This is a genomic window from Acidovorax sp. (assembly GCF_034519795.1).
GTDB lineage: Bacteria > Pseudomonadota > Gammaproteobacteria > Burkholderiales > Burkholderiaceae_C > Acidovorax.
The window spans coordinates 88378-114005 of record NZ_JAXHOB010000012.1 but is presented as its reverse complement, the minus strand read 5'-3'; the positions used below and the strand labels follow the sequence as shown (position 1 = coordinate 114005).

The 25628-nt window shown below is 66.5% G+C and carries 25 protein-coding genes; 12 read left to right on the top strand and 13 right to left on the bottom strand.

Going from position 1 to position 25628, the window contains the following annotated elements; translation table 11 throughout:
* Positions 1 to 64: 64 nt before the first annotated feature.
* The 4 genes from U5N23_RS14100 to U5N23_RS14085 all read left to right on the top strand — a co-directional run bounded on the left by U5N23_RS14100 (position 65) and on the right by U5N23_RS14085 (position 4678).
* A complete protein-coding gene (locus tag U5N23_RS14100; protein ID WP_082608097.1) occupies positions 65 to 2209 on the top strand; it encodes a S8 family peptidase in 2145 nt (714 codons plus the stop codon).
* A gap of 112 nt (positions 2210 to 2321) precedes the next feature.
* Positions 2322 to 3380: a DMT family transporter gene (locus tag U5N23_RS14095; RefSeq protein WP_057267514.1), complete on the top strand. Its 1059-nt coding sequence runs from the start codon at positions 2322 to 2324 to the stop codon at positions 3378 to 3380.
* A gap of 74 nt (positions 3381 to 3454) precedes the next feature.
* Complete coding sequence (locus U5N23_RS14090; protein ID WP_057267515.1) at positions 3455 to 4075, top strand: class I SAM-dependent methyltransferase; 621 nt, start codon at positions 3455 to 3457, stop codon at positions 4073 to 4075.
* Between the two features lie 279 nt (positions 4076 to 4354).
* Positions 4355 to 4678, top strand: coding sequence for an H-NS family nucleoid-associated regulatory protein (locus U5N23_RS14085; RefSeq protein ID WP_082608124.1), 324 nt, complete (start codon positions 4355 to 4357; stop codon positions 4676 to 4678).
* Positions 4679 to 4701: 23 nt separating this feature from the next.
* Here the strand turns inward: U5N23_RS14085 and U5N23_RS14080 are convergent, their stop codons facing one another.
* Together U5N23_RS14080 and U5N23_RS14075 are read right to left on the bottom strand one after the other, a co-directional pair.
* Positions 4702 to 6138, bottom strand: coding sequence for a cache domain-containing protein (locus U5N23_RS14080; RefSeq protein WP_322593429.1), 1437 nt, complete (start codon positions 6136 to 6138; stop codon positions 4702 to 4704).
* 59 nt (positions 6139 to 6197) lie between these two features.
* Positions 6198 to 8465, bottom strand: a complete 2268-nt coding sequence (locus tag U5N23_RS14075; protein ID WP_322593428.1) for an EAL domain-containing protein — start codon at positions 8463 to 8465, stop codon at positions 6198 to 6200.
* Positions 8466 to 8572: 107 nt separating this feature from the next.
* On the opposite strand from U5N23_RS14075, the gene U5N23_RS14070 reads away from it, so the two are divergent.
* Together U5N23_RS14070 and U5N23_RS14065 are read left to right on the top strand one after the other, a co-directional pair.
* On the top strand, positions 8573 to 8806 hold the full coding sequence (locus U5N23_RS14070) for a hypothetical protein (RefSeq protein ID WP_322593427.1): 234 nt from the start codon (positions 8573 to 8575) through the stop codon (positions 8804 to 8806).
* A 43-nt stretch (positions 8807 to 8849) separates the two neighbouring features.
* The gene (locus tag U5N23_RS14065; RefSeq protein WP_322593426.1) at positions 8850 to 9653 is read left to right on the top strand and encodes an SDR family oxidoreductase; all 804 of its coding nucleotides are present in this window, start codon (positions 8850 to 8852) and stop codon (positions 9651 to 9653) included.
* Here the strand turns inward: U5N23_RS14065 and U5N23_RS14060 are convergent.
* Genes U5N23_RS14060 through U5N23_RS14045 form a run of 4 tightly spaced genes read right to left on the bottom strand, consistent with a single transcriptional unit; the run spans position 9635 to position 13312 of the window.
* On the bottom strand, positions 9635 to 11071 hold the full coding sequence (locus U5N23_RS14060) for an MATE family efflux transporter (protein WP_322593425.1): 1437 nt from the start codon (positions 11069 to 11071) through the stop codon (positions 9635 to 9637). The two genes, U5N23_RS14065 and U5N23_RS14060, sit on opposite strands and share 19 nt — an antisense overlap.
* Positions 11068 to 11544 (bottom strand): MaoC family dehydratase, encoded by a 477-nt coding sequence (locus U5N23_RS14055; protein WP_322593424.1) that lies wholly within the window; start codon positions 11542 to 11544, stop codon positions 11068 to 11070. Before U5N23_RS14055 ends, U5N23_RS14060 begins: the two co-directional genes overlap by 4 nt.
* Before the next feature lie 33 nt (positions 11545 to 11577).
* Positions 11578 to 12843 (bottom strand): MFS transporter, encoded by a 1266-nt coding sequence (locus U5N23_RS14050; RefSeq protein WP_322593423.1) that lies wholly within the window; start codon positions 12841 to 12843, stop codon positions 11578 to 11580.
* Complete coding sequence (locus U5N23_RS14045; RefSeq protein WP_322593422.1) at positions 12833 to 13312, bottom strand: MarR family winged helix-turn-helix transcriptional regulator; 480 nt, start codon at positions 13310 to 13312, stop codon at positions 12833 to 12835. Before U5N23_RS14045 ends, U5N23_RS14050 begins: the two co-directional genes overlap by 11 nt.
* Positions 13313 to 13370: 58 nt before the next feature.
* Between U5N23_RS14045 and U5N23_RS14040 the strand changes: the two genes are divergently transcribed.
* Together U5N23_RS14040 and gloA are read left to right on the top strand one after the other, a co-directional pair.
* Positions 13371 to 13922, top strand: a complete 552-nt coding sequence (locus U5N23_RS14040; RefSeq protein WP_322593421.1) for a PaaI family thioesterase — start codon at positions 13371 to 13373, stop codon at positions 13920 to 13922.
* Complete coding sequence (gene gloA, locus U5N23_RS14035; RefSeq protein ID WP_322593420.1) at positions 13919 to 14332, top strand: lactoylglutathione lyase; 414 nt, start codon at positions 13919 to 13921, stop codon at positions 14330 to 14332. The genes U5N23_RS14040 and gloA overlap by 4 nt, the downstream gene beginning before the upstream one ends.
* A gap of 94 nt (positions 14333 to 14426) precedes the next feature.
* On the opposite strand, the gene U5N23_RS14030 is transcribed toward gloA, so the two are convergent.
* Positions 14427 to 14984: an OmpA family protein gene (locus tag U5N23_RS14030; RefSeq protein WP_322593419.1), complete on the bottom strand. Its 558-nt coding sequence runs from the start codon at positions 14982 to 14984 to the stop codon at positions 14427 to 14429.
* An 83-nt stretch (positions 14985 to 15067) separates the two neighbouring features.
* Here U5N23_RS14030 and U5N23_RS14025 point away from each other — a divergent pair, with 83 nt between their 5' ends.
* Positions 15068 to 15664, top strand: a complete 597-nt coding sequence (locus U5N23_RS14025; protein ID WP_322593418.1) for a gamma-glutamylcyclotransferase — start codon at positions 15068 to 15070, stop codon at positions 15662 to 15664.
* 100 nt (positions 15665 to 15764) lie between these two features.
* On the top strand, positions 15765 to 16289 hold the full coding sequence (locus U5N23_RS14020; protein ID WP_322593417.1) for a superoxide dismutase family protein: 525 nt from the start codon (positions 15765 to 15767) through the stop codon (positions 16287 to 16289).
* Here the strand turns inward: U5N23_RS14020 and U5N23_RS14015 are convergent.
* The 4 genes from U5N23_RS14015 to U5N23_RS14000 form a co-directional block, all read right to left on the bottom strand.
* Positions 16276 to 16863 (bottom strand): nucleotidyltransferase family protein, encoded by a 588-nt coding sequence (locus U5N23_RS14015; protein ID WP_322593416.1) that lies wholly within the window; start codon positions 16861 to 16863, stop codon positions 16276 to 16278. The genes U5N23_RS14020 and U5N23_RS14015 overlap by 14 nt on opposite strands.
* Positions 16863 to 19130 (bottom strand): xanthine dehydrogenase family protein molybdopterin-binding subunit, encoded by a 2268-nt coding sequence (locus U5N23_RS14010; protein ID WP_322593415.1) that lies wholly within the window; start codon positions 19128 to 19130, stop codon positions 16863 to 16865. The genes U5N23_RS14015 and U5N23_RS14010 overlap by 1 nt, the downstream gene beginning before the upstream one ends.
* A gap of 13 nt (positions 19131 to 19143) precedes the next feature.
* The gene (locus U5N23_RS14005; RefSeq protein WP_322593414.1) at positions 19144 to 19605 is read right to left on the bottom strand and encodes a (2Fe-2S)-binding protein; all 462 of its coding nucleotides are present in this window, start codon (positions 19603 to 19605) and stop codon (positions 19144 to 19146) included.
* 173 nt (positions 19606 to 19778) lie between these two features.
* Positions 19779 to 20351: a TetR/AcrR family transcriptional regulator gene (locus U5N23_RS14000; RefSeq protein ID WP_322593413.1), complete on the bottom strand. Its 573-nt coding sequence runs from the start codon at positions 20349 to 20351 to the stop codon at positions 19779 to 19781.
* Between the two features lie 82 nt (positions 20352 to 20433).
* On the opposite strand from U5N23_RS14000, the gene pdxH reads away from it, so the two are divergent.
* Positions 20434 to 21072, top strand: a complete 639-nt coding sequence (gene pdxH / locus U5N23_RS13995; protein WP_322593412.1) for a pyridoxamine 5'-phosphate oxidase — start codon at positions 20434 to 20436, stop codon at positions 21070 to 21072.
* Here the strand turns inward: pdxH and U5N23_RS13990 are convergent.
* The gene (locus tag U5N23_RS13990; protein ID WP_322593411.1) at positions 21069 to 22022 is read right to left on the bottom strand and encodes an AEC family transporter; all 954 of its coding nucleotides are present in this window, start codon (positions 22020 to 22022) and stop codon (positions 21069 to 21071) included. The two genes, pdxH and U5N23_RS13990, sit on opposite strands and share 4 nt — an antisense overlap.
* A gap of 57 nt (positions 22023 to 22079) precedes the next feature.
* Positions 22080 to 23384 carry an aspartate carbamoyltransferase gene (locus U5N23_RS13985; RefSeq protein ID WP_322593410.1) on the bottom strand — a complete coding sequence of 435 codons (1305 nt, stop codon included), beginning with the start codon at positions 23382 to 23384 and terminating at the stop codon, positions 22080 to 22082.
* A 254-nt stretch (positions 23385 to 23638) separates the two neighbouring features.
* On the opposite strand from U5N23_RS13985, the gene U5N23_RS13980 reads away from it, so the two are divergent.
* Positions 23639 to 25594, top strand: a complete 1956-nt coding sequence (locus U5N23_RS13980) for a TonB-dependent receptor plug domain-containing protein (protein ID WP_322593409.1) — start codon at positions 23639 to 23641, stop codon at positions 25592 to 25594.
* The last annotated feature ends 34 nt before the right edge of the window (positions 25595 to 25628 follow it).

Sequence of the window (25628 nt, the reverse complement as noted above, 5' to 3'; positions counted from 1 at the left end):
CGCTGCTGCTTCGCACCCCGCACGCTGCGGTCGACGAGAGTGTCATTATTTCAAGGGAGATCCCATGAAATTGAACCAATGGATCGTTCTGCTCGCGCAGGCTACGGCCTGCATATCCGTCAACGCCTCGAATGTGGACCCGGTCGAGCTCGCAGAGATGAAGAAGATCGCATTCGAGGAGGGGGCGGTGCGTGTGGCCATTGTGGCTTCAAAGTCAGCGCTTCCCCCAACCACCGCGAACGACTATCCGGTCCTGTCCAGAGATCTCAAAACTAGAACCGATTCCATCAAAGCGGAATTGGGAGCCTACATGTACAGTGGAGGTTCTTGGAGCAGCCCCACAGGGCAGTTTGGTTTGACATTGAAAGCAGAAGGACTGGCCATTTTGGAAAGGAGTCCGAACGTCATCTCGTTTCGGCGGGATACCTCTGAAAAGACACGTAGCACCGCGCATGATCTTGATGGCAGCTTGAGTGCGCTGAAAAAAATCATCAAGCAGAATGGAAGTGCGGCAGCAGAGGTGGTATTGAATAGCGCGACGGTGCAGTATCAAATACTGCCAGACGCAACCACGAAGATCATCCCATCCAAAGAGCTGGATGAGGAGTCAGAGCGTTTGATCAGTCAGATAAAAGCGGCAGGTCTCGAATCCAGTCGCTTCGTCGACTCGATCAGTAAAAGCCCGTCGAATCCTGCGTTGGTCTTGGCCGAAATCGACTTGCCAACGCTGATAACGCTGCAGAGCCACCCTGCAGTTCGGTCCCTTCGCCCCCTCGGATACAAGGATCCGCGCGTCGCTAATTGGTCGTCATGGGCGTTGGAGGATGCCGAGCGAGAGGGGACAGTCGAAGTCACCATCATGATCCGGGGTGGGCTCTTCTACACCACAAAGATTCGATGGAACTCGCCGGCAGGCAGGAATCAAGCAAAGGCAAACCGCCAGGCTCTTACCGAGGTTCTGGCGAACGCTGGGATCAAAGCCCAACCGGAACAGTCAGCGCGCGACACCATAGGTTCGGCGCATCTTCGCTTGACGCCTGCGCAATACAAGCGATTGAAGGGCAACGATGATCCACGGATCCTGGAAGTAGCTGCCAACCGATTGGGAGGAGTCAAAGGACTCAGCGGGAGCGTTCCCCTTGTCAACGCGCCCACCGCCTGGAGTTCAGGCTTTACCGGCACCAATCAAGCCATCGTTGTCATCGATGAGGGGATCCGAAAGTCCCATGAGATGTTCACCATGAATGGCGCAACCAAAGTCATCGGAGAAGACTGCTACGGGACCCGCACTATCAGTGGGTGGCGCTCTGTGTGTCCGAATCCAAATGACAACTGGGATAGCCCTGTTGGGACGCCGAATTCCGGTGAGCCAAATCCGAATATTGCGAACTGCCTGAATGTGGACTTCACACAATGTGATCACGGCACTTATATGGCTTCGATTGCCGCCGGCATTGCTTCACCAAACGTCTCGGGTGGAGCGCTGCAAGGGGTAGCACCAGGGGCGCAGTTGTACTCGATGAACGTGTTTTCCTACAACATGATGTCCACACCAAAACAATCGGGCTTCCACATGTCTGATCTGGACTTTGCGTTGGAACGGGTAGTCTATCTTTCAGGCGCGGCGAATGCGGACCCCGACTCACCAGCGCAAATGGTGGTGAACATGAGCATTCGATCTCTACCCACTTATGGCAGTGACTGCGATGCCGCAGCGGGGGCCGTGTGGCTTCAAAATTGGATCGACTACCTCTACAGCGCTGGTGTGCCCGTCGTGTCCATCACGGGCAACTATGGAATTCTGAACGGAATCAGCCATCCCGCCTGTTCAGAAAACGTCATCAAGGTAGCAGGTGTACCGAACGACGGAGTTGGACTGACCCGAGCGAGCTACTCGAATCTTGCAGCCCCAAGCAACTTCACAAAGCCGATATTTTTCGCGCCCGGAGGAGAAAAGCCCGAGTTCGGTGGACCGTTAGTCGGTGCCGGGCGAGCAACGGCCACGGCCACTTTCAGCGGATGGGGCACCTCTCAGGCTGGCGCACATGTGTCTGGACTTGCAGCGCTGTTCAAAAGCCGTTACCCAGTCGCGGGTGTAGATGCCTTTATCGATTGGGTCAATGACTACGCAAGTGTGCCGATGAGCGTCTCCATCCCCGCAGGAACATTTCAGTACCGGCGCATTGCTTATTCAACCGGAGGACCTTAGTCGGCCCTGGCCAGGCATAGGCAACCTGCTGCTACACGGAGCCAAGGTGGCAGCCGTGCCGCCAATAGCAAGACAACCATCACCGTGCGTTTCACCGAAAAGTGATCTCCCGATGAACCGTACCCCTATGCATTGGCCGTCACTGCGCGGCGGGCTGCTGGCGCTGCTGTCGGCCGCGCTGTTCGGCGTGAGCATGCCGCTGGTCCAGCACTTCGGGGCCGGGCTGGGCGCCTTCACCACTGCGGCCCTGCTGTATGCGGGCGCGGCAGCGGTGGGCGCGTTGTCGCGTCAGCGGGTCGAGCAAGAGGCGCGGCTCACGCGCGGCGACATTCCCCGGCTGCTGTCCATGGCCGCCTTTGGTGCCGTACTGGGCCCCGTGGCGATGGCATGGGGGCTGCAGCACACCAGCGGCACCGGCGCCTCGCTGATGCTGACGCTGGAGGCGCTGTTCACGGCCGTGCTGGCGCGCCTGCTGTACGGGGAGACGATGGACCGCCGCGTCTGGGCGGCCATGATTCTGCTGCTGGCCGGGGGCATGGCGCTGGTGATGGGCCAGGGGCAGGCCGGCGGTAGCCAGCTGCTGGGCTTGCTGGCCGTGCTGCTGGCCACGGCCGCCTGGGGTGCGGACAACACACTGTCGCGCGCCCTGGCCGAGCGCGACCCGGGTCAGGTGGTGCTGGGCAAGGCGCTGCTGGGTAGCTGCGCCACCGCAATGCTGGCCTGGGTCTTCGATGACCCGCTGCCTTCGATGGGCGCTGCGCTGGCCTTGCTGGCGGTGGGTGCCACCGGCTACGGGCTGAGCCTGCGCTTTTACCTGCTCGCGCAGCGGGCCTTCGGCGCTGCACGCACGGGCTCGGTGTTCGCGTTTGCGCCCTTCATCGGCGCGGCCCTGGCCATCGCGCTGGGCGACCGCAGCGGCAGCTGGGCCATGGCGGCGGGTGGTGCGCTGATGGTGCTGGGCGTGCTGCTGCACTTGGCCGAGTCGCACGGCCACGAGCACCAGCACGAGGCCATGGAGCACGAGCACGCCCACCGCCACGATGACGGGCACCACAACCACAGCCACGCGGTGATGCCGCAGGGGCCGCACAGCCATGCACACGCGCATGAGCCGCTGCGCCACGTGCACGCCCATGTGCCGGATGCGCACCACCGGCACGGGCATGGATAGATCCAGGCCTTTTCATGGCAAGGTCCCGGTGATCGGATACGCTGTGCATCCTGAATGTTCGCAGGGAATCCCCCATGGGCACTGAAACGCATTGGGAATCGGTCTACGGCACCAAGTCGCCTGAAGCGGTGAGCTGGTATGCGCCGCACCTGCTGCAGTCCCTGCACTATGTCCGCAGGGCGGCCCGCTCGAAGCAGGCGTCCATCATCGACGTGGGCGGGGGCGAGTCCACGCTGGTCGATGACCTCCTGGCCGATGGCTACCAGGACATCACGGTGCTGGACCTGTCGCGTACGGCGCTGGAGGTCACGCAGCTGCGGCTGGGCCCCAGGGCCGCCGAGGTGGCGTGGCTTGCGGCCGATATCCTGGAGGTGGGGCTGCCTGCGGCGTCCGTGGATGTGTGGCACGACCGCGCGGTGTTCCACTTTCTCACCAGCGATGCGCAGCGTGAGCGCTATGTGGCGCAGGTGATGCACGCTCTGAGGCCCGGTGGCTTTGCGATCATCGGCACATTCGGGCCGCAGGGGCCTGAGAAGTGCAGCGGTCTGGAGGTTTCCCGCTATGCACCCGACGAACTGCACGGTAGGTTTGGCGCACCCTTCGAACTGATCGACAGCCACACCGAGATCCACACCACGCCCTGGGGGGCGCCTCAGCAGTTCGTGTATTGCTTTTGCCGGCACCAAGCGCAATAGTTCCTATGTGGCTTCGGGCTGCATTCAAAGACGGGCGGTTTTCCGTTAGCTCATCCACGCCCTCCATACCCGTCCCTCCAATCCACTGTGCCAGCGCCTCGATACCGCGACACGTTTCCGCAGCGAGCGCTCTGTGGCACAGAATGAATCCCGCCTGGGATCACTGCTTGTGGAGTTCCAGAGAATTCACCAGGCCCCGGTGGAGGCTCGCGCCACAATGGGCTACGCTGCTTTCAAGCTCTTTGAATGGAGATCGTGGTGCCTAGGACAATGACCCAAATGAAGAAACGCCTGGAAGAGGCGATGAACGACGCTTACGAGGCAGAGGAGATCATTCCACTGTTGAAGGAGGTGATCGCCAAATTCGAATTGGTGCCGGGCGACTTGTTTGAAGTGGCTGCACTTGAAACGAAAGCTGTTCCGAGTCTGCCCCCCCCAAGTCCTAAGCCTCTAAGCAGTCAGATGGGCATGTACCAAGATGATCAGGGCAACACATGGGGCGGCAAAGGCCGTCGCCCCAACTGGTTGAACGACGCCCTGGAACACGGCAAGCGCCTTGAAGATTTTTTGGTCCGCGGGAGGCGTCTCCGCGGCGCTAAGTAGTTGTGCTCTAAGGGAATTTTGACTCAGGATTCTGATCCTGCACAAAAACCGACATTACCCCCATAGCCCACGCTGTCGTTGATGGCGCGAAAGGCGTTCAGCCCCACCAGGCCGAGCACGGCGCGCTTCGGCTCTGTCCACTGCACCTGCTCCAGCAAGCCCCGGCGCGTGAGCAACTGGGTCAGGCTGTCATGGGTGAGCAACTCCTGCATCTGCTGGAACGAGCGCTGCAGCCGGTGGGCCATTTCATTGAAGGCGAGCACCAGGATGGTGGTTTCCCGCAGGGGGCTGGGGGCGACGATGTCCGTGTCCCAGTCACCACGGGCGATCCGGTTGGCCGCCTCGGCGGTCCTGAGGATGGGCCGCGCCGCCCACTGGATCACCCACAGGCCCAGCAGCAGTCCGATGATGGCAATGGCCCCGGCGGCCAGCAGCGCCCCCTGGCCTGCGCTGCGGGTGTCGCCAAGCAGCTCGGACTCGGGCAGCAGCACCACGATGCGCCAGTCGATGCCACGCGGGTCCGCATAGGGCGTGACGCGCCCGAAGTAGCGCGCATCCAGGTGCTGGAAGTGAAAACTTCCGCCAGCCGTGGCCGGGACCTCGCGCAGATAGCTCTCGGCCGTGCGGATCTGGGCACTCGTGCTTTCCGAGATGCGCAGCCGCTCCCGCTGGCCGGCGGCATTGCGGCGTTCGCCGAGCACGGAGCCCGGCTCCGAATGGGCCACGATCAGGCCCTGCGCATCGACGATGAAGATCTGCCCCTGGCCGCGCAGCGGCTCCTCGCGCAGGAAGCGGTTCAGGCTGTCCAGCCGCACATCGGCCTCCATCACACCGAGCAGGCTGCCATCGGCCACGACCGGCGTCGCGGCAGAGATGGTGATGTCGCCCCGCTCCCCCGCCGTGGTGTAGATGGGCGACCAGCGAGACTGGCCCGAGCCGGCCACCGGCGCATACCAGGGGCGCACACGCGGGTCGTAGTTGGGAAAGGCCGCCGCCACCTTGCGCAGCGTATCGTCCTCGTACACATTCATCATGCCGCTCGTCGTGGCATCCTTGAGGATCAGGCGAAACCCCTCACCGGGCTCCCGGCGGATACCGGTGTACTCCCCCGCCCTGCTCCCGAAGCTCAGCAGGCTGATCTGCTGCTGCCCGGCATACAGGTCGGAGAACACCCCCCGCAGGTGGGTATAGACGGGGCGCAGGTCGCCCTCCTGGTACAGGCCATGGCGGCTGATGGCATCGGCCACCGTGCTCTGGATCAGGAACGGGGTTTCCAGGAATTGCGCCAGGCGCGCCCGCGAGTTGCTGGTGAGCGCCTCCAGCACGCGCACGCTCTCCTGCTCGATCAACTGGCTGATCTGGCGGTGCTGCGTGACTGCCTGCAGCACGACCGTGGCCACGAACAGCGCCGCAAAAGGCACCGCGATGGCAGTCCGCAGAGACAGCTGGAAGGCACGCATCCTCATTCGCTCCGGTTACGGGCCCGCTGCATGCAACACGCGTGCCCGCAAAGGTGGCGTCATGCAAGCACGCTCTGGCGGCCGCCGAGCACCTGCGCCAGCGGCACGGGGTAGCCCACGGCGTAGCCCTGGGCATAGTGCACGCCAATGTCCCGCAGCAGGGCCACCAGGGCCTGGCTCTCGACGAACTCCGCCACGGTGCGCTTGCCCATCAGGCAGCCGATCTCGTGGATGGACTTGACCATGGCCAGACTCACCGGGTCGCGGTCGATGTCGCGCACGAACTGGCCGTCGATCTTGAGCACGTCGACCGGCAGGTTGCGCAGGTAGGCAAAGGAGGACAGGCCACTGCCAAAATCATCGAGCGCGATCTTGCAGCCACAGGCACGCAAGGTCTCGATGAAGTGATTGGCCGTATGCAGGTTGCTGATGGCCGCTGTCTCGGTGATTTCAAAGCACAGCTTGGAGCACGGCACATCGGCATTCTGCAGTGCCTCCAGCACGAAAGCGGTGAAGGCCGCATCCCCGAGCGACTGGCCCGACAGGTTGATCGAGCACTGCGCGATGCGGTCCTGCTGCTCGACCACCCAGCGCAGCGCATGGGTGACGACCCAGCGATCGACCCGCGCGGCCAGGTGGTAGCGCTCGGCCGCCGGCATGAACAGGCCTGGCAGCACCAGCTCCCCCAGCGCGCTGCGGATGCGCAGCAGGATTTCGCAATGCAGGCCCTCAGGATCACCGCCCTGCAGGGGCACGATGGGTTGTGCGAACAGCTCGAACCGATCATGCAGCAGGGCATGCTCGATGCGGCTCACCCATTCCATGACGCCATAACGCTGCGCCAGCGCAGGGTCGTCGATGGCGTACAGGTGGATGCGGTTGCGCCCCGCATCCTTGGCCACGTAGCAGGCGCTGTCGGCGGCCTGGAGCAAGGCGCCCACGCTTTCGGTGTAGGCGTCCAGCGCCACCATGCCGATGCTGACGCCCACGCCGAAGCGCTGCTCCAGCCACACGAAATGGTAGCCTGCCAGCCGCTGCTGCAGCCTCTCGGCCACCTGCAGGGCGTCGGCCACGCTGTGGCCGCCGAGCACGATGCCGAATTCATCCCCGCCAATGCGGCACAGCAGGTCCTGCTCGCCCAGCAGGCCGGCAAACAGCTGGGCGATCTCGCGCAGCATGGCATCGCCTGCCGCGTGGCCACAGGTGTCGTTGACCACCTTGAACTCATCCAGGTCCAGATAGCAGACCACGTCGTGGTGCGCACTGCCCCGTGTCAGGTCGAAGGCGCGCGACAGCGCCTGCTCGAACGCGCGCCTGTTGCCCAGCCCGGTCAGCTCGTCGTGCATGGCCTGGTAGGCGATCTCATGGCTCAGGCGGCGCTGCTCCGTCACGTCGCGGAACACCAGCACGGCCCCCTGCACCTCTCCATCCGCGTCCTTGATGGGCGAGGCCGTCGCCTCCACCAGCACCCGGCCACCGTGCAGGGGGTGCAGCTGCAACTCCGGGTAGCGCCGGGCCTGGGCGGCGGCAATGGCACCGGCCATCATGTCGGGCGCCGGCTCCCCGGCGCCGCCAGGCCCGAGCAGCCGGAACACCTCGCCATAGGGCCTGCCCACGGCGGCGGTCAGGCTCCATCCGGTGAGCGCCTCGGCGGCCGGGTTGATGTAGAGCAGGTCCCCCTGGGCATTGGTGGAGATCACCGCATCGCCAATCGAGTGCAGCGTGACCTGCAGGCGCTCCTTCTCGTGGTAGAGCGCGTCCTCGGCTTCCTTGCGGGCCTGCATGAAGCGCACGCGGTCCATGGCCACCGCCACATGGGCCGCCATGGCCTGCATGAAGTCGATGTGCCAGGGCAAGGGCGGGCGCACGCCTTCCGCATCGCCATAGGTACCCATGCCCACGGCGCCGAGCCGCTGCTCCGCCATGATCAGCGGCACATTGATGATGGTGCGGTTGTCCAGCGCCGCCACGATCTCCTTGTTGGTGCGCGGGTCGGTGCGGGCGTCGGCCACCACCACCACATGGTCCGCAGCAATGATCTCCTGGACCATGCTGTCGCCTGCGATGGGGATCTCCGTGGTGTCGATGGCCCGCGCGAGCGTGGGGTCGTTGATCTGGCTGGAATGCAGCAGGATCGAGACGAACCCCGGCTTGAGCCCATAGACGCCCAGCCAGCAATGGGGGTAGCCCAGCACCTGCTCCGCCACCGGAGACACCGCGTCCAAGATGTCGGGCAGGCTCCACGCCCGCTCCAGGCGCTTGCACAGCTGCAGCAAGGCCTTGGTGTGGGAAGGCGCTTCGGTCGCGGAGGCCGTCAGGTCGCTCATGGTCGGAGTGTATCCAAGGGTTTCAGCAAAACCCGGCCGCCGGGCCGTTTGTTGATGATTGTTTACACCCATGCAACGGCGGTTCGCGCTGTGATAGCTTGCGTGCCATGGAGTATGTCGATTTCGTGGTGTCCTGGTTGGCCGGCAACCCCCGGATGGTGACCGCCTGGGCCGTGGTGCTGATGCTGGCGCTGGCCTGGCTGTGGCGTGGCCACCGGGCCAGCAGGGAGCGCGCCCGGTTCAAGCCCTTGCTGCACCCCCGTGCGAAAAAGCCGGCCCACAAGGCGGCCAGCACAGCCAACACCCCCAGATCCGTGCGGCGCGACCGTCCGCGCCGATAGGCCCAGGCCAGCGCCAGGCCGGCAAGCGGCTACCATCCGGGGCATGACATTTCCTGCTGCGCCCTCTTCCATCGCCCCGTCCACCGTCCACTTCGGCCACCAGGGCCGTGTCTGCATCGTTACCGGGGGTGCCCAGGGCATCGGCGAGGCCTGCGTGCGGCGTTTTGCCCGCGAGGGTGCCCACACGGTGATCGCCGACGTGGACGACGCCCGTGGCGATGCACTGGCAAAGGATCTCGGCGCCTTCTATGTGCGCTGCGACGTGGGCGACAAGGCCCAGGTGGATGCCCTGGTGGAGCGCACGCTGCAGGCCCATGGCCGCATCGACGTGCTGGTGAACAACGCCGGCATCTTCCGTGCCGCCGATTTCCTCGAAGTGACCGAAGAAGACTTCGACGCCGTGCTGCGCGTCAATCTCAAGGGTTCGTTCCTGGTGGGCCAGGCCGTGGCGCGCGCCATGGTGGCCTCGGGCGGCGGCTCCATCGTCAACATGAGCTCGGTCAATGGCGTGCTCACCATTCCCAGCATCTCCAGCTACAACGTGAGCAAGGGCGGCATCAACCAGCTCACACGCGTGATGGCGCTGGCCCTGGCCGACAAGAACGTGCGCGTGAACGCCGTGGCGCCCGGCACCATCGCCACAGAACTGGCGGCCAAGGCCGTGCTCACCAGCGACGAGGCCAAGGCCAAGATCATGTCGCGCACGCCGATGAAGCGCCTGGGCGACCCGGCCGAGATCGCCGACGTGGTGGCCTGGCTGGCCAGCGATGCGGCAAGCTATGTCACGGGCGAGATCGTCACCGTGGACGGCGGCCGCATGACGCTGAACTACACCGTGCCCGTCTGACGCCGCAGCAGCCCTGCCGGGCTGCTCGGCCAGCCCACGCGGCCGAACCAGGCGCCGCCGGCAATCGCCCAGCCGATCACGATGCCGTAAACCACCAGGGCCACACCCTGCGCGGCGAACACGCCGGCCAGGCCGCCATCCCAGCGCAGCGCCAGCCAGCCGCCCACGACGGCGATCACCAGCCGCGCCAGGTTGCCGGCCACGGGCCAGAACAGGCGGCCTGCCCCCTGCGAGGCGAAGTACAGCACCAGGCCCAGGCCGAAGAAGCCATACACCGGGCCCACCGTGCGCAGGTACTGGCTGCCTGCGGCGATCATGGCCGGGTCGCTGGCGAACAGCGACAGCCAGGTGGCGGGAAAAAACGCGGCCCACAGGCCAATGGCCTCGGTCATGCCGAACGCCATGGCGGCGCCGATCCAGGTGGCGCGCAGGGCACGCTCGCGCTGGCCCGCGCCGATGCAGGTGCCGACCATGGCCACCAGGGGCGCGCCAAAGCCGAACACCAGCGGCACCATCAGGTATTCGAGCCGCGATGCGGTGCCGTAGCCGGCAATGGCCGCCGTGCCGAAACTGCCCACCAGCGCCGTGGTGACACCGATGGCCACATTGGTCGCCACGGTGGAGACCGCCCCGACCAGGCCCACCCGCAGGATGTCGGCAAACAGCGGCCAGCGCAGTTGCAGGCCCTTGAACGCGGGCCGCAGCAGGCTGCGCGGCGACCACAGGTACCAGGCCAGCACGGCACTGCCCAGCACGTAGTACGCCATGAGCGCGATGGCGCCGCCCGCAATGCCCAGGCCCGGCAGCGGACCCCAGCCAAAGATCAGCAGCGGCGACAGGGGGATGAGCACCAGCGCGCCCCACACCGTGACATAGGCCGGCACGGCCATGTTGCCCGTGCCGCGGATGATGGCCGCCAGGGTGTTGAACACCCACACGCACACCGCGCCGGCAAACACCCAGTTGGAATAGATGAGCGCCGCCTCCAGCGCGCCCCCTGCCCCGCCCATGCGGGTGTAGAGCCAGCGCCCGCCCCCCACCACGGCCAGGGTGAACACCAGCGAAAACACCAGCCCGATGACCAGCGCATGCAGCACCAGCGCGTCCGCGTCCTCGCGCCGGCGCGCACCCAGGGCCCGCGCGATGGCCGCCGCCACGCCGCCGCCAATGGCGCCTGCCGACATCATCTGCATCAGCATCACCACCGGGAACACCAGCGCCATGCCGGCCAGCGCATCGGTGCCGAGCTTGCCGACGAAGTAGGTCTCGATCAGCCCCACGCCGGCCTGGGCCAGCATCACCAGCACATTCGGGGCCGCCATGCGCAGCAAGGTGGGGGCAATGGGCGCCTCCAGCAGCATGCGGGTGCGCGGATTCATCGCCCCCGCGGCGGCGGCCGGCGTTGCAACGGCAGTCATGGCGCAGCCACCGGCTTGCGCGGCACGACGATACGCACGGTCGAGACCTGCAGCACGTCACCATGCTGGTTCAGGGTCTCGCTGCGCACGGTCACCATGCCGCGGTCGGGCTTCGATCTGGACGGGTTGACCTCCATGACCTCGCTCACCACATGCAGCACATCGGTGGGGCGCGTGGGCCGGGGCCAGGCCACGTCGCCACTGGCGCCGATGATGCCGCCGGCCACCGGCAGGCCGGTGGTCACCTGCAGGCGCATGGTGATGGCCGCCGTATGCCAGCCGCTGGCAGCCAGGCCGCCGAACAGGGTGCCCTTGGCAGCGGCATCGTCCATATGGAAGGGCTGCGGGTCGAACTGCCGGGCGAATCTGACGATCTGCTCGGCGTCCATCGCGTGCTCGCCGCTCGTGAAGCGCCGGCCCACGCTCATATCTTCCAGGTACAGGGGCGGTACGGTATGGGTGGTATCGGTCATGGTCAACAGGCTCTTGGGAACGGTATCGGGGTATCAGGCGGTGGCGGGGACCAGGCGCTTGAGCGGCGCCTCGCGGATCGGCAGGTTCACCAGCGCGGCGCCCAGGGCCAGCGCGATGTCGATGTACCAGACCCAGTCGTAGCTGCCCGTGGCCTGGAACACGCTGCCGCCCAGGTAGGCGCCGAAGAAGCCTCCCACCTGGTGCGAGAGCATCACCACCCCGAACAGCATGGCCATGTTGGCCGTGCCGAACATCTTGGCCACCAGCCCAGCCGTGGGCGGCACGGTGGACAGAAAGGTCACGCCCATCACCGCCGCAAAGACCAGCATCACGGCCGTGGTCTTGGGGGCGAACAGGAAGACCAGCACCGCCAGGCCGCGCGTGGCGTACAGCAGCGACAGCAGCGACTTCATGCGCCAGCGGCCCACCGCCCAGCCCATGGCCAGGCTGCCGACGATGTTGAACAGGCCGATCATGGCCAGCGCCCAGCCGCCCACTGCGGGGGGCAGGCCGCAGGCGGCCACCACCCCGGGCAAGTGCGTTGCCAGAAAGGCCACATGGAAGCCGCACACCAGAAAGCCGGCCGCCAGGTACAGGTAGCTGGGCGTGGCCAGCGCCTGTGCGATGGCCTGGCGCGCCGTGAGCGCCTTGACGCCCGATGCCGCAGCGGCCTGCGCCGCCAGCGCGTTCGAATTGCCCTTGAGCACGAAGACCGCCGGCAGCGCCAGCAGTACCAGCACGCCCAGCCACTGCATGGCACTGGCCCAGCCCACGGCGGCCATGAAGCCGATGGCAATGGGCGCCATGGCGAACTGGCCAAACGAGCCGCCCGCGTTCACGATGCCGGTGGCCAGGCCGCGCTTTTCGGGCGGCACCAGCCGCGTGGTGGCCGCCATCAGCACCGAGGGCCCGGCCATGCCGGCACCGCCGGCAGCCAGCACGCCGATGGCGAAGATCAGCCCGGCGGTGCTCGTCATCAGCGGCGTGATGAAGGTGCCCAGTGCGACCAGTACCACGCCCACCAGGATCACCCGCCCCGTGCCGATGCGGTCGGCCACCGCGCCGGCAAACGGCTGGGTCAGGCCCCACCACAGCTGGCCGAAGGCAAAAGCCAGGCTGATGCTGCCCACGCCCAGGCCGGTGGATGTGTTGAGGGCCGAGAGAAACAGCCCCATGGTCTGGCGGGTGCCCATGGTGAGGGCAAAAGCGCCCGCGGCGGCCAGCAGCACCAGCCAGATGGCGATGGGAGGAACGGCCGGCTTGGCAGCCGAAGGTGCTGAAAGGGCGTCATTCGCCATGGTCAGGCTCCGAGATGGGGGACAGCAGTTCCAGGCACTCATCGGCCAGGGTGTGCAGCGCCACCACGCGCTCCAGGCCCAGCAGGTCGTTGAGTGCCAGTTGCGCCACCTTCCAGCAGCGCTGGGCTTCGGCGCGCTTGTCGCGGCCCGCGTCGGTGATGTGCACCAGGCGGCTGCGGCCATCGGCGCCGGCCTGCAAGGTCACCCAGCCGGCATCGACCAGCGGGCGCAGGTTGCGTGTGAGCGTGGAGGCGTCCATCTTCATCTCCGCCGCCAGGTCGCCGGGGCGGATGGGGCCGAGGCTGAGCACATGCGACAGCAGCGAGTATTGCGTGGTCTTGAGGCCGCACTTGGCCATCTCGGCGTCGTAGTGCTGCCCTACCCGGCGCAGCAACTGGCGCAGCTTGAAGTTGGTACAGCCCTGCGGACGCGCCGCAGCGGGTGAAGGAAGGGTGATTTCGGCTTGCATGGATTCGATTGTATCTGCAATAATTGCATATGCAACACTTCAACTGAACGAGACCTCCATGACCCAGCACAACCAACTCGAACAATGGCTTGCCTTGGAGCAAGAGGTGATGGCCCGCATGAACGCCGGCGTGGGTCCCGGCGTGGCACGGCCCGACCAGGTGGCTGGCCTCACCGGCCTGCAGACGATGCAGGCCATGCTGCGCGGCGAACTGCCCTACCCGCCCATTGCACGCGCCCTCGACTTTCGCCTGGTGGAGGTCAGCGAAGGCGTGGCCATCTTCCAGGGCACACCGGGTGTGGAGCACCTGAACCCCATGGGCACGGTACACGGTGGCTGGTTCGCCACCCTGCTCGACTCGGCCCTGGGCTGCGCCGTACACACCCGCATGCTGCCCGGGCGCGGCTACACCACGGCCGAGCTGGGCGTGAACCTGGTCAAGGCCATCACCCCCAAGGTGCCGCGCGTGCGCGCCGAAGGCCGCGTGATCCACTGCGGGCGCCAGCTCGCCACGGCCGAGGCACGCCTGGTGGGCCCCGACGGCACCCTGTACGCCCACGCCACCACCACCTGCCTGGTTTTCGATCTACCGGCACAATCGAGGGCATGAGATTCCTCCACACGATGCTCCGCGTTGGCAACCTTCAGCGCTCGATTGATTTCTACACCCAGGTGCTGGGCATGCAGCTGCTGCGCCAGTCCGAAAACCCCGAGTACAAATACTCGCTGGCCTTTCTCGGCTTCGACGGCGGCAACCCCGACCAGGCCGAGATCGAGCTGACCTACAACTGGGGCACCGAGAGCTATGACCTGGGCACGGCGTATGGCCACATCGCCCTGGGCGTGCCGGATGCCTATGCAGCCTGCGAGAAGATCAAGGCTGCGGGCGGCAACGTGACGCGCGAGGCGGGGCCTGTGAAGGGCGGCACCACGGTGATCGCGTTTGTGACGGACCCCGATGGGTACAAGATCGAGCTGATCGAGCGCAAGAACGACACGGGTGGCACAGGCCTGCGCTGACCCCCCGCCCTGCGGCCCCAACGAAAAAGCCCGGCATTGCCGGGCTTCTGCGTTCATCGCGCCCCAGTCTGGAGCGCGGGGCGTGCCAGCGTGATCAGCCTGCAGCCAACGCCACTTCCACACGCCGCGCCTCGGCATTGTTGCCGCTGGCCGTGGTTTCCTCTGGCTTCTTGAGCTCGATCTTGTCCTCGGCCACGCCCAGGCCCTTGAGCGCGTCGCGCACCGCGTAGGCGCGCTGCTTGGCCAGCTCTGCATTGGCGGCGGCGTCGCCCGTGGCGTCGTGGAAGCCCGAGACGACGGCCTTCTTGCCTTCGGCCACGCCCTTGACGACATCGGCCAGGGCTTTGTTGGCGCCTGCGGCCAGCTCGGCCTTGGCGCTGGCGAAGTAGAACTTCACGACGCCGTTGTCCACGCGCACGCTGGGGGCATCGGCAGCAGTTGCCGCTGCAGCGGCGGTGTCAGCGGCCGGGGCGGCTGGCGCGTTGTTTGCAAGAGCGGTGGTGGGCGCAGGCGCTGCCTTGCTGGCAGACGCGGCGCCCAGGCGCTTGACCACCACGGTGCCGACCGCGGTGGAGATGATCAAGGCGATCAGGATGAACAAAAAACCGAGTGCAAAACGTTCTTGGCTGTCGTTATCGGAACTACCGGACATGAAGTCTCCCTGTGTCTCTATCTATGGTGGTGGATGTTGTCGGGCGCCAGGTTGGGGCACCTGCTTCATTGTAGAGTGATGGCATGACGAGTCTTCCCGCACCGCTGCGCGATCCTGCTCCCATGCTGGAGCGGGCCCTGCACGAGTGGGGTGGCCACAGGGACCTGTGGGTGTTCGGCTACGGCTCCCTGATCTGGCGCCCCGATTTCGACTTTGCCGAGCGCCGTGCTGCGCGCGTGCATGGCTGGCACCGCGCGCTCAAGATGTGGAGCCGCATCAACCGCGGCACGCCCGAGTGCCCGGGCCTGGTGTTCGGCATGCTCTCGGGCGGCAGTTGCCGGGGCATGGTGTTCCGCGTGGACAAGGCGCACGCGCGCCAGGTGCTGATCAACCTGTGGCAGCGCGAGATGATGACCGGCGTGTATGACCCCCGCTGGCTCACCTGCCACACGCCCCATGGCAGCGTGCAGGCGCTGGCTTTCACCCTGTCGCGCAAAAGCCCCAACCACACGGGCGAGCTGCCCGACCAGGAGTACCTGCGCATCTTCGAGCAGGCCTGCGGCCGCTTCGGCACCACGCGCGACTACGCCCAGGCCACCTACGACGAGCTGCGCCGCATGGGCATCCACGACCGCTCTTTGGGAAGATTGCTTTCGCTTACCGACAAAAAGCAGGCATAGTGGTGCACCTTGAAGGTGCGAAGAACCATTCGCAGCTTGCGCTGCCCCCAGCCCCGGGGCAGTGTGCCCTCTCTCTGTCTTCTTTCAGGAGCCGATCACCATGAAGAATCTTCGTTTTGCCTTGCTGGCCGTTGCCGTTGCCTCCCTGGCGGGCTGCGCTGCCTTTTCGTCGTCTGGCCCTTCGGCCGTGGCCAAGCTGGAATCCACGCGCGGCAACACCACCACCGGCATGGTGACCTTCACCCAGACGGGCGAGACGGTCAAGGTGATGGGCGAAGTGCGCGGCCTCAAGCCCGGCGCCGAGCACGGCTTTCACGTCCATGAAAAAGGCGACTGCTCCAGCGGCGACGGCATGAGCACGGGCGGCCACTTCAACCCCGGTGGCAAGCCGCATGGCAGCCACGGCGGCGCCGCGCACCACACGGGCGACCTGCCCAGCCTCAAGGCCGACGCCGGTGGCGTGGCCAAGATCAACTTCGAGTCGCGCTCCATTCGCGTGGGCAGCACCGCCAACGACATCGTCGGCAAGGGCCTGATTGTGCACCGCGACCCCGACGACTACACCACCCAGCCCACCGGCAACGCCGGCCCGCGCCTGGCCTGCGCGGTCATCACAGCGAAGTAAGCCGGCCCGCCAGGATCTGCTCGGCCCGGGCGAGGTCCTTCACGGTGTCCACATCGGTCACCGTGCCTTCGTCATCCACCTCCACCAGCCGCAGCCTGCCCTGCTCCTTCTGTTCGTGCACCACGCTGGCGGCGCCCTGCTCGCCCGACAGGGCCAGCAGCCCAGGCAGGCACAGCGCAGAAAAAGCCACCGGGTGGCCGCGCGCGCCACGGTGCACCGGCACAGCCACCGCGCACCCGTATAGCGCGCCTACCATGCCGCGCAGGGTTTCCGGCCGCACCAGGGGCAGATCCGCCGGCAGCACCAGCCAGCCGGGTGCAGTGGCCGTGGCCCGCACCGCCGCCGCAATCGAATCCCCCATGCCCGGGTGGCCCGAGTCTTCCAGGTGCCAGGGCAAACCGCTCTCGCGCACGGCAGCCAGCGTGTGCTCCAGCACCGGCACGCCACGCAGCAATGCACTCAGCTTGTGCACGGCCCCACCCGAGGCCGCAAAGCGCTCGCCCCGGCCCGAGGCCAGAACCAGCACCACAGGGGACGGCAACGGGTCCGGGTCTACCACCACCTTCTTCATCATCACGCCAGCTTGAAGGGCAACTCGCGCGGCGTCTTGCCGGTGAGCTGCGCAATGGCGTTGGCGAATGCCGGCGCCAGCGGCGGCAGGCCGGGCTCGCCCATGCCCTTGGGTGGGTCGGCACTGGGCACGATGTGCACGGCCACCTGGGGCATGTCGGTGATGCGCGGCACCGCGAAGTCGCCGAAATTGCTCTGCTCGACCACGCCGTCCTTGAGGGTGATGGCGCCACCGGGCAGGCACATCGACAGACCCATCAGCGCCCCGCCCTGCACCTGGGCCTCCACGCTCTTGGGATTGACCACCAGGTTGCAGTGCACCCCGGCGGTGATGCGGTGCAGCTTGGGCGTGCCGTCCTTGACGGAGGCCTCGACCACATAGGCCACCACGGATTCGAACGACTCGTGCACCGCCACACCCCAGGCGCGGCCGGCGGGCAGCTTCTTCTTGCCGTAACCCGACTGGGCCACCGCCAACTGCAGCGCAGCCTTGTGGCGCGGATGCTTGTCGCCCATCAGGCGCAGGCGGTAGGCCACGGGGTCCTGCTTGGTGGTGCGGGCGACCTCATCGATCAGCGTCTCCATGGCGTAGGCGGTGTGGGTGGAACCCACGCTGCGCCACCACAGCACGGGCACATTGACCTGCGGATGGTGCACCGAGAGCTTCATGGGCACATCATAGGGCTCCTTCATGCCCTCGATGGCCGTGGCGTCGATGCCGTTCTTGACCATGAAGCCCTCGAAGGGCGAGCCCTTGACGATGGACTGGCCCACGATCACGTGGTCCCAGGCGAGGACGTTGCCCTGGGCATCGAAGCCGATTTCCGCGCGGTGCACATGCATGGGGCGATAGTAGCCGCCCTTGATGTCGTCCTCGCGGCTCCACAGCGTGCGCACTGGCGCGGTGAGGCCCGCGCCCCGCGCGGCCTTGGCCACGCCGCAGGCCTCGACCACGTAGTCGCTGGAGGGAATGGCCCGGCGGCCGAAGCCGCCCCCCGCCATCTGCGTGTGGATTTTCAGGTTCTGGGGTTGCAGGCCCAGGGCCTTGGCGGCCGCCACCGCATCCAAGCCCGGCATCTGCGTGCCCATCCACAGCTCGGCCTTGTCGCCATTGAGCAGCACGGTGCAGTTCAGCGGCTCCATGGGCGCGTGCGCCAGGTAGGGGAACACATATTCGGCGCTGATCCTGTGCGGCGCGCCCGCCAGCGGGGCCGTGTCGGCCTGCATGGCGACCAGCCCGGGCTTGGCCGCCAGCTCGCGGTAGCTGGCCAGCAGTGCCGTGGTGTCGGGCCGTTCCACGGCGTCCGTGTTCCATTCCACCTTGAGCGCATCGCGGCCCTGCTTGGCCGCCCAGTAGCCATCGGCGATCACCGCCACGCCTTCGCCACCCCGGTCGGTGGGCACGCGCAGAACGGCCTTCACACCCTTGATGGCCTTGGCGGCCGAGTCGTCCAGCGACTTGAGCTTGGCCGCAAACACCGGCGGGCGCGCCACCACGGCGGTCAGCATGCCGGGCAGGCGCACGTCGATGCCATAGTCCTGCAGCCCGCTGGACTTGGCCTTGGCGTCGAGCCGCCCCGTGGGCTTGCCGATCAGGCGGAACTGCTTGGGGTCCTTCAGGGTGACCTTCTCGGGCACGGGCAGCTTCATGGCGGCCTCGGCCAGTTCGCCATAGCCGAGCTTCTTGCCGCCCGGCCCCACGACGAAGCCGTTCTGCGTGCGCAGGGCCGAGGCGTCCACGCCCCACTGCGCTGCAGCCGCCGACACCAGCATGGCACGGGTACGGGCACCGAGTTCGCGGTACTGGGTGTAGGAGTTCTTGATGGAGTTGGAACCGCCTGTGAGATGCAGGCCCATGGTCGGATCGGCATAGGCCACGTTGGCATCGCCGTGCGTGCTGCGCACCTTGGACCAGTCGGCATCGAGCTCCTCGGCCAGGATCATCGGCAGGCCGGTCTGCACGCCCTGGCCGAAGTCCAGGCGGTTGATGGTGACGGTGACCGTGCCATCGGGCTCGATGCGCACGAAGGCCGACGGTTGCTCGAAGGGCTTGAGGCCGGCAACCGGCGCGGCGGCGCCCTGCGCCACGGCCGCCAGGGGGAATGCGCCCAGCGCAAAGCCCGAGGCCGCCGTCACCTTGAGGAAGGTGCGGCGCGCCAGGCCTTCTGACGAACCGGAGCCGGTGGATTCATCGGTGCCTTGCGCTTTTTCGAGCAGCGCGGCAAGGTGCCGGGGCATGTGGGCCTGTACGGCATGGGAGTCGAAATGCATGGTGTTCTCTCCTTCAGGCCAGCGTGCGGGCGGCGTCGTGGATCGCGGCGCGGATGCGCACATACGTACCACAGCGGCAGACGTTGCCGGCCATGGCGGTGTCGATGTCGGCGTCGCTCGGTTTCTTCTTGCCCTTGAGCAAGGCCGTGGCGCTCATGATCTGGCCGCTCTGGCAGTAGCCGCACTGCGCCACGTCGTGCCTGACCCAGGCGGCATGCACGGCCTTGCCCACCTTGTCGCTGGACGCGATGGCTTCGATGGTGGTGATCTTCTGGCCCGCCGCCGCCGAGATCGGCGTGATGCACGAGCGGATCGGCGCCCCGTTCAGGTGCACGGTGCAGGCGCCGCACAGCGCTGCGCCGCAACCGAACTTGGTGCCGGTCATGCCCAGCGTGTCGCGCAGGGCCCAGAGGATGGGGGTGGATTCATCGGCATCCACTGCCGTTTCTTTGCCGTTGATGTTCAGGGTGGGCATCGTGGGTTCTCCGTGGGGGTATTTTTGAGGGAAAGCAGGCAGACGGTAAAGCGGCGGTATGTCAGGGCGACAGGCCAGCGGCGCCATCGCCGTCGGTCGGGGCGCAGCAGGGGCTGGTGAAATCGCAGCATTTTTAAGAGAATATTGATTCGATTAAAGCGCAAATCGGCGGATCATGCTTTGAGCGCATCCCAGCACAGGCTGAAGGCGGTCTGGTGCAGGGCCTCGTCGTCGGGCAGGACACCGGTACGTATCAAGCCGGCGGTTTCGCGCACCGACCCGATCAGGCTGGCCGTGAGCAGCGGCACCGGCACGGCCTTCAGGATCTCCTGCTGCTGGCCCTCCTGCATCAGCGCGAAGAACCCGGCCATCAGGCGCGTGGAGAACTCGCGGTTGCCCTCGGTGAACCAGGGCGAGTTGTAGTACTGCTCCTGGAACACCACCTCGGCATGCTGGTCCAGCCGGTGGCGCAACAGGTTGCCCCAGATGCGGCGCACGCGGGCACGGTACGGCAAGCCAGGCCCCACGCCGTCCATGATGCGGGCGGCAGTGACGGTCTTGGCGTCCTGGTAGAGCTGGCTGATGAGCTCGTCCTTGGATGGGTAGTAGACATACAGCGTGCTCGTGGCAATGCCCGCGGCGCGCGCGATCTGGGCCATGGTGAGCCCGCTCAGGCCCGTCTGGCCCACCAGGTCGAAGGTGGCCTGCGCAATGGCGCGCTGCTTTTCATCGTCTTTGGGTTTCATCGCCTCGCCAATATAAGCGAATTTTTATTCGGCAACAACCGGCACCGCGCGGCCCATCTGGTGGGGATGCACAATCGTGGCCATGACCACCTCCATCGCCGATCTGCGCAAGAGCTACGAGCGCGCCGAACTCAACGAAGACGCCTCGCATGCTGCACCCCTGCAGCAGTTTGATCAATGGCTCAAGGAAGCCATTTCCGCCCAGGTGCCCGAGCCCAATGCCATGACCCTGGCCACCGTGGGCGGAGACCTGCGCCCCAGCACGCGCATCGTGCTCATCAAGGGCTACGACGAGCGCGGCATCGTCTGGTTCACCAATTACGAGAGCCGCAAGGGCCGCCAGATCGCGGGCAACCCGTTTGCGGCACTGCAGTTCCACTGGGTGGAGCTCGAGCGCGTGGTGCGCATCGAGGGCATGGTGGAAAAGGTGAGCGACGAGGAAAGCGACGCCTACTTTGCCAGCCGCCCGCTCGACTCGCGCATCGGCGCCTGGGCCAGCCCGCAAAGCCAGGTGATCCCCGGCCGCAGCGTGCTGGTGGCCAACGCCGCCAAGTATGGCGCGCAGTTCCTGCTCAAGCCTCCACGCCCGCCGCACTGGGGCGGCTACCGCCTGAAGCCCGAGCAGTGGGAGTTCTGGCAGGGCCGCAAGAGCCGCCTGCACGACCGGCTGCGCTACCGGCTTGACGGCAGGGACTGGGTGCGCGAACGACTGGCGCCCTAAACCAGAAAACGAGTCACCAAAATGATCACCAACGGCATGGTGATCAGCGCGAGGGCCGTCGACACGGCCACGCTGGCCGTCACCTCGTCCTGCGCCACTTCGTAGCGCTGCGAGAACAGGAACACATTGGCGCCCACCGGAAGCGAGGCGGCCACCACCATCACCGCCAGCGGCATGCCCGACAGGCCCAGGGCCCAGCCCACCGCGGCCATGGCCACCGGGTGCACCAGGCATTTGACCAGCGCAATGCGCATGGCCGCGCGGAAATGTGTGCCCACCTTGGTGAAGGCCAGCGTCACGCCCACCAGCAGCAACGCCACCGGCCCCAGGGCCTGGCCCAGCAGTTCCAGCGGCTTGTCGATGACCAGCGGGATCGGCAGGCCCGTCTGCGCATACAAAAGGCCGGCGATGATGGGCAGGGGAATCGGGTGCACGATGCCGTTGCGCACCGCCATGAGCACCGTGCGCAGCATGGAGCGGCCTTCGTGCCCCGGTGTACCGGCCCGCTCACGCGCCGCAGCCAGCTCGAACACCACGGTGGCAGCGGTGAGCAGGATCAGCGCGTGCAGGGATATCAGCGTGAACAGCGTGACCAGGCCCGCCTCGCCGAACACCAGGCCCACCAGCGGCACGCCGATCATCACGGTGTTGCTGAACATGTTGGCCAGCGCCCGCGCCGCCGCCAGGCTGGTGAAGCCCAGCAGCGCCATGGTGCCGCCGAACACCAGCCCCGCCGCCGCGAAGTAGGCGGCGATGGGGGCAAAGTCCACATCGCCCAGGTGCACCGAACTCATGGTTCTGAATAGCAGCGCTGGGGTGAGCACCATGAACACCAGGTTGGAGAGGTCCTTGACCGACCCCGCCCTGATCCAGCCCCGGTTGCCCGACAAAAAGCCGATGGCAATGAACAGGACGACGGGGATCAGGGAGGCAAAAACGGGGGAGTTCACAGGGCAGCGGCGCGCGGGAGAAGAGCCTGCGAGTGTAGTGCCTGCAAGGGTTTTCCCTCAGTCCAGCCCGTCGAACACGGCGTCATCAGGCCCCACGTGGGATGGCGAGCGCCAGCCGGCATCGCGCATGCTGCGCGCCACCTGGTTCTCCACCCCCATCAGCACCGCGAACAGCGCCATGCGCACAGGGATGCCGTTGTCCGTCTGGCGGAAGATGGCCAGGCGCGGGTCGTGGTTGAGGTCGGTGGAGAGGTCGTTGGCGCCCGGCCGGCCATCGCGCGGCAGCGGGTGCATGAGGATGGTGTCGGGCTTGCACAATGCATCGACCAGCGACTTGCGCACCTGGAACTCGGGCGTGTAGCCCTCGATGGCTTCGCCCACGAAGCGCTCCTTCTGGATGCGCGTGGCATAGACCACGTCGGCACCGCGCAGCCCCTCCTCCAGCGAAGCCGTCTGTTCGATCACATGGCCGTTGCGTGCCACCAGCTCCAGCAGGTAGGGCGGCATTTCCAGCGATGGCGGGGCCACCAGGCTGAACTTGAGCCCCTTGTAGAGTGACAGCAGGCGGATCAGCGAATGCACCGTGCGCCCGTACTTGAGGTCACCCACCATGGCCACATGCGTGCCATCGACCAGCTTGCCCAGGCGCGAGAACTCGCGCTGGATGGTGTAGAGGTCCAGGATGGCCTGGCTCGGGTGTTCGCCCGGCCCGTCGCCCGCATTGATCACGGGGATGTTGGTGGCGCGCGCGAACTCGGCCACCGCCCCTTGCTCGGGGTGGCGCACCACCAGTGCATCGACATAGCCGGCCATCACGCGGCTGGTGTCATAGATCGACTCGCCCTTGGCCATGGACGAGAAAGTGAAGCCCGTGGTGTCGCACACCGTGCCGCCCAGGCGGCAGAACGCTGCGCCAAAGCTCACCCGCGTGCGCGTGCTGGCCTCGAAGAACAGGCTGCCCAGGACAGCGCCCTCCAGCACACGCGACACCTTCTGGCGCCGGGCGATGGGCTGCATCAGGTCGGCGACCTGGAACAGTTCTTCGAGGCTGCCCCGGTCGAACTGAGACACCGAGAGCAGGTGCGGCCGGCCCTCGGCCGCGATGCGCTGGGCCAGGGGCTTGGCTGCAGGCGCCCTGCCCGGCCCGGCCCCCGTGTCGCGTGCCTCGTGTGCCTCGTGTGCCAGGATTTCGGAGACGAACTTTTCCACCATCTCCGGCATGCTGCGCGCCTCGCCCGAGTCGGCGGGCAGCAGCCAGGTGTCCAGCGCCCGCCGGCGCACGCCCAGCCGGTCGGAAAACGCGTCGCGCGTCAGGTTGAGGCGGCGCATCGCGTCGCGCAGGAAATCTTGCTGGCTGTTCATGGATCGAAATTATACGCAATGAGCATTTATTGAAAACGCATTGCGTATATTTCCTCCAAAACGGGTGCGGTGTGGCGGCCATCCTGAACTAAGGTAAACCCAGGCCCCGGCCGCCACCGGAAGAGTAGGATGCAAGCATCTGTTACGGCCACCGGGTGCAGCTTGCGGAGGTGGCAAGACATGTCCACGATAGAGATGCCATGACAAAAACCCTTTCATGTGCAGGACGCGGTCGGCTTGCCCTCGGGATCTGCATGGCCGTCTGCCTGGCACCCAGGGCGCATGCCCAGGCCGATGTCGCCCAGCTGCCGCTGGAGCAGTTGATGCAGATGGAGGTGCGCACCGCGAGCCGCTACCTGCAAAGCGCACTCGAGGCCCCGGCCGCGGTCAGCGTCGTGACCGCCGAGGACATCCGGACCTTCGGCTACCGCAACCTGGCCGAGATTTTGGCCAGCATGCGCGGGCTGTATGTGTCCTACGACCGGTCCTACCACTACCTGGGCATGCGCGGCTTTTCCACACCGGGGGACTACAACACCCGGGTGCTGCTGCTGGTCGATGGCGTGCGGTTCAACGACAACCTGTACGACCAGGCGCCGGTGGGCACGGATTTCCCCATCGACATCGACCTGATCGAGCGCGTGGAATTCGTGCCCGGCCCCAGTGCGGCCGTTTATGGCGCGAATGCCTTTTTCGGCGTCCTCAACATCATCACGCGCGAAGGCCGGCAACCCAAGGGCGCGCAGGTCAGCACCGAACTGGGCAGCCACGGCCACGCCAGGCTGCGCTTCACGCTGGGCACGGTGGACGCGCAGGGCAGTGACTGGCTGGTCTCCGCCTCGCGCTCCACCACCCGGGGCGAGGACCTTTACTTTCCCGCCTACGATACCCCCGCGCAGAACCAGGGCATCGCGCAGGGCCTGGACTACGACCGCAGCAGCAGCTTCTTCGCCAAGATGCGGCGCGGCGGCGTGACCCTGTCCCTGTCGCACGGCGAACGGCTCAAGGGCCTGCCCACGGCGGCCTTTTCGCAGGTGTTCAACGACCGGCGATCCCGCGTGGCCGATTCCAGCACCCGCCTTGCGGCGGAATACGCGGGCCCGTGGAGCCCTTCCCTGCATTTCACGGCAAGGGTCCATGGCGGCCAATACCGGTATGTGGGCGACTATGTCTACGACTACCCGCCCGTCACCGCCAACCGCGATACCGGCCGCGGCCGCTGGGTGGGCTCGGAGCTGCAGTGGGTGAGCACGGCGTTCCAGCGGCACAAGATCTCCTTCGGCGTGGACTACCGGCGCGATCTGGACATCACGCAGCGCAATCTGGACCTGGCGCCCGAAGCGCACTACCTGGACACGAGCAGCAGCGGCGACGTCATGGGCGTCTACCTGCAGGACGAGGTCGCCCTGCGCCCCGACCTGGTGCTGCACGCCGGGTTGCGCTGGGGCAAGCATTCGGACAGCAAGGGAAGCCTGCACCCGCGCCTGGGACTGGTGTACCTGGTGGGGCCTGCCACGGCCCTCAAGCTGCTGTACGGCACGGCATACCGGCCGCCCAACGCCTACGAGCGCGACTACCGCGTGGAAACGCCCGGCGGGGTGGTGGGCACGTCCAGCCTGCGCTCCGAGCGCATCCGCACCACGGAACTGGTGCTGGAGCACGCGCCATCGGGCGCATCGCGCGCACTGCTCACGGTGTTCCAGTCGCGTGTCTCGCACCTGCTGGCGATCGGCGATGCACCGCAGGTCGACCGGCTCATGTTCAGCAACGCCAACAACGTCGGCGTTGACGGCATGGAGGCTGAGTTCGAACAGCGCCTGGGCCCCGATGCCCGGTTGCGACTGGCCTACAGCTGGCAACGGGCGCGCGACGCCCTGACCCGGGAAACCCTGGCCAATTCGCCCCGCCACCTGCTGAAGGCGCAATGGTCCAGCGCCATCGGCAGTGCCGACGCTTCCCCCTCGGGGCGAGGGCGCGTCGGGGTGGAAGCCATCGCCATCGGCGCACGCAGCACCCTGGCCTCGCGCCTGCCGGCCCATGCGGTCGCCAATCTCACCTATTCCACCCGGCTGGTGGGCACGGATGTCTCTTTCGGGGTGTACAACCTGTTCGACAGGCGGTTTGCCGACCCTGCGTCCTTCGAGATCCACGGGGATTCGCTGGCGCAGGACGGCAGAACCTGGCGCCTCAAGCTCACCTACGCGTTCTAGGCCATGCCGCACGTGTACCACCTGCACAAAATCC

What these genes read in the sequence shown, in the direction of transcription:
- U5N23_RS14100 (WP_082608097.1), top strand. Translation starts at nt 65, where the DNA reads ATGAAATTGAACCAATGGATCGTTCTGCTCGCGCAGGCTACGGCCTGC.
- U5N23_RS14095 (WP_057267514.1), top strand. Translation starts at nt 2,322, where the DNA reads ATGAACCGTACCCCTATGCATTGGCCGTCACTGCGCGGCGGGCTGCTG.
- U5N23_RS14090 (WP_057267515.1), top strand. Translation starts at nt 3,455, where the DNA reads ATGGGCACTGAAACGCATTGGGAATCGGTCTACGGCACCAAGTCGCCT.
- U5N23_RS14085 (WP_082608124.1), top strand. Translation starts at nt 4,355, where the DNA reads ATGAAGAAACGCCTGGAAGAGGCGATGAACGACGCTTACGAGGCAGAG.
- U5N23_RS14080 (WP_322593429.1), bottom strand. Translation starts at nt 6,138, where the DNA reads ATGCGTGCCTTCCAGCTGTCTCTGCGGACTGCCATCGCGGTGCCTTTT.
- U5N23_RS14075 (WP_322593428.1), bottom strand. Translation starts at nt 8,465, where the DNA reads ATGAGCGACCTGACGGCCTCCGCGACCGAAGCGCCTTCCCACACCAAG.
- U5N23_RS14070 (WP_322593427.1), top strand. Translation starts at nt 8,573, where the DNA reads ATGGAGTATGTCGATTTCGTGGTGTCCTGGTTGGCCGGCAACCCCCGG.
- U5N23_RS14065 (WP_322593426.1), top strand. Translation starts at nt 8,850, where the DNA reads ATGACATTTCCTGCTGCGCCCTCTTCCATCGCCCCGTCCACCGTCCAC.
- U5N23_RS14060 (WP_322593425.1), bottom strand. Translation starts at nt 11,071, where the DNA reads ATGACTGCCGTTGCAACGCCGGCCGCCGCCGCGGGGGCGATGAATCCG.
- U5N23_RS14055 (WP_322593424.1), bottom strand. Translation starts at nt 11,544, where the DNA reads ATGACCGATACCACCCATACCGTACCGCCCCTGTACCTGGAAGATATG.
- U5N23_RS14050 (WP_322593423.1), bottom strand. Translation starts at nt 12,843, where the DNA reads ATGGCGAATGACGCCCTTTCAGCACCTTCGGCTGCCAAGCCGGCCGTT.
- U5N23_RS14045 (WP_322593422.1), bottom strand. Translation starts at nt 13,312, where the DNA reads ATGCAAGCCGAAATCACCCTTCCTTCACCCGCTGCGGCGCGTCCGCAG.
- U5N23_RS14040 (WP_322593421.1), top strand. Translation starts at nt 13,371, where the DNA reads ATGACCCAGCACAACCAACTCGAACAATGGCTTGCCTTGGAGCAAGAG.
- gloA (WP_322593420.1), top strand. Translation starts at nt 13,919, where the DNA reads ATGAGATTCCTCCACACGATGCTCCGCGTTGGCAACCTTCAGCGCTCG.
- U5N23_RS14030 (WP_322593419.1), bottom strand. Translation starts at nt 14,984, where the DNA reads ATGTCCGGTAGTTCCGATAACGACAGCCAAGAACGTTTTGCACTCGGT.
- U5N23_RS14025 (WP_322593418.1), top strand. Translation starts at nt 15,068, where the DNA reads ATGACGAGTCTTCCCGCACCGCTGCGCGATCCTGCTCCCATGCTGGAG.
- U5N23_RS14020 (WP_322593417.1), top strand. Translation starts at nt 15,765, where the DNA reads ATGAAGAATCTTCGTTTTGCCTTGCTGGCCGTTGCCGTTGCCTCCCTG.
- U5N23_RS14015 (WP_322593416.1), bottom strand. Translation starts at nt 16,863, where the DNA reads ATGATGAAGAAGGTGGTGGTAGACCCGGACCCGTTGCCGTCCCCTGTG.
- U5N23_RS14010 (WP_322593415.1), bottom strand. Translation starts at nt 19,130, where the DNA reads ATGCATTTCGACTCCCATGCCGTACAGGCCCACATGCCCCGGCACCTT.
- U5N23_RS14005 (WP_322593414.1), bottom strand. Translation starts at nt 19,605, where the DNA reads ATGCCCACCCTGAACATCAACGGCAAAGAAACGGCAGTGGATGCCGAT.
- U5N23_RS14000 (WP_322593413.1), bottom strand. Translation starts at nt 20,351, where the DNA reads ATGAAACCCAAAGACGATGAAAAGCAGCGCGCCATTGCGCAGGCCACC.
- pdxH (WP_322593412.1), top strand. Translation starts at nt 20,434, where the DNA reads ATGACCACCTCCATCGCCGATCTGCGCAAGAGCTACGAGCGCGCCGAA.
- U5N23_RS13985 (WP_322593410.1), bottom strand. Translation starts at nt 23,384, where the DNA reads ATGAACAGCCAGCAAGATTTCCTGCGCGACGCGATGCGCCGCCTCAAC.
- U5N23_RS13980 (WP_322593409.1), top strand. Translation starts at nt 23,639, where the DNA reads ATGGCCGTCTGCCTGGCACCCAGGGCGCATGCCCAGGCCGATGTCGCC.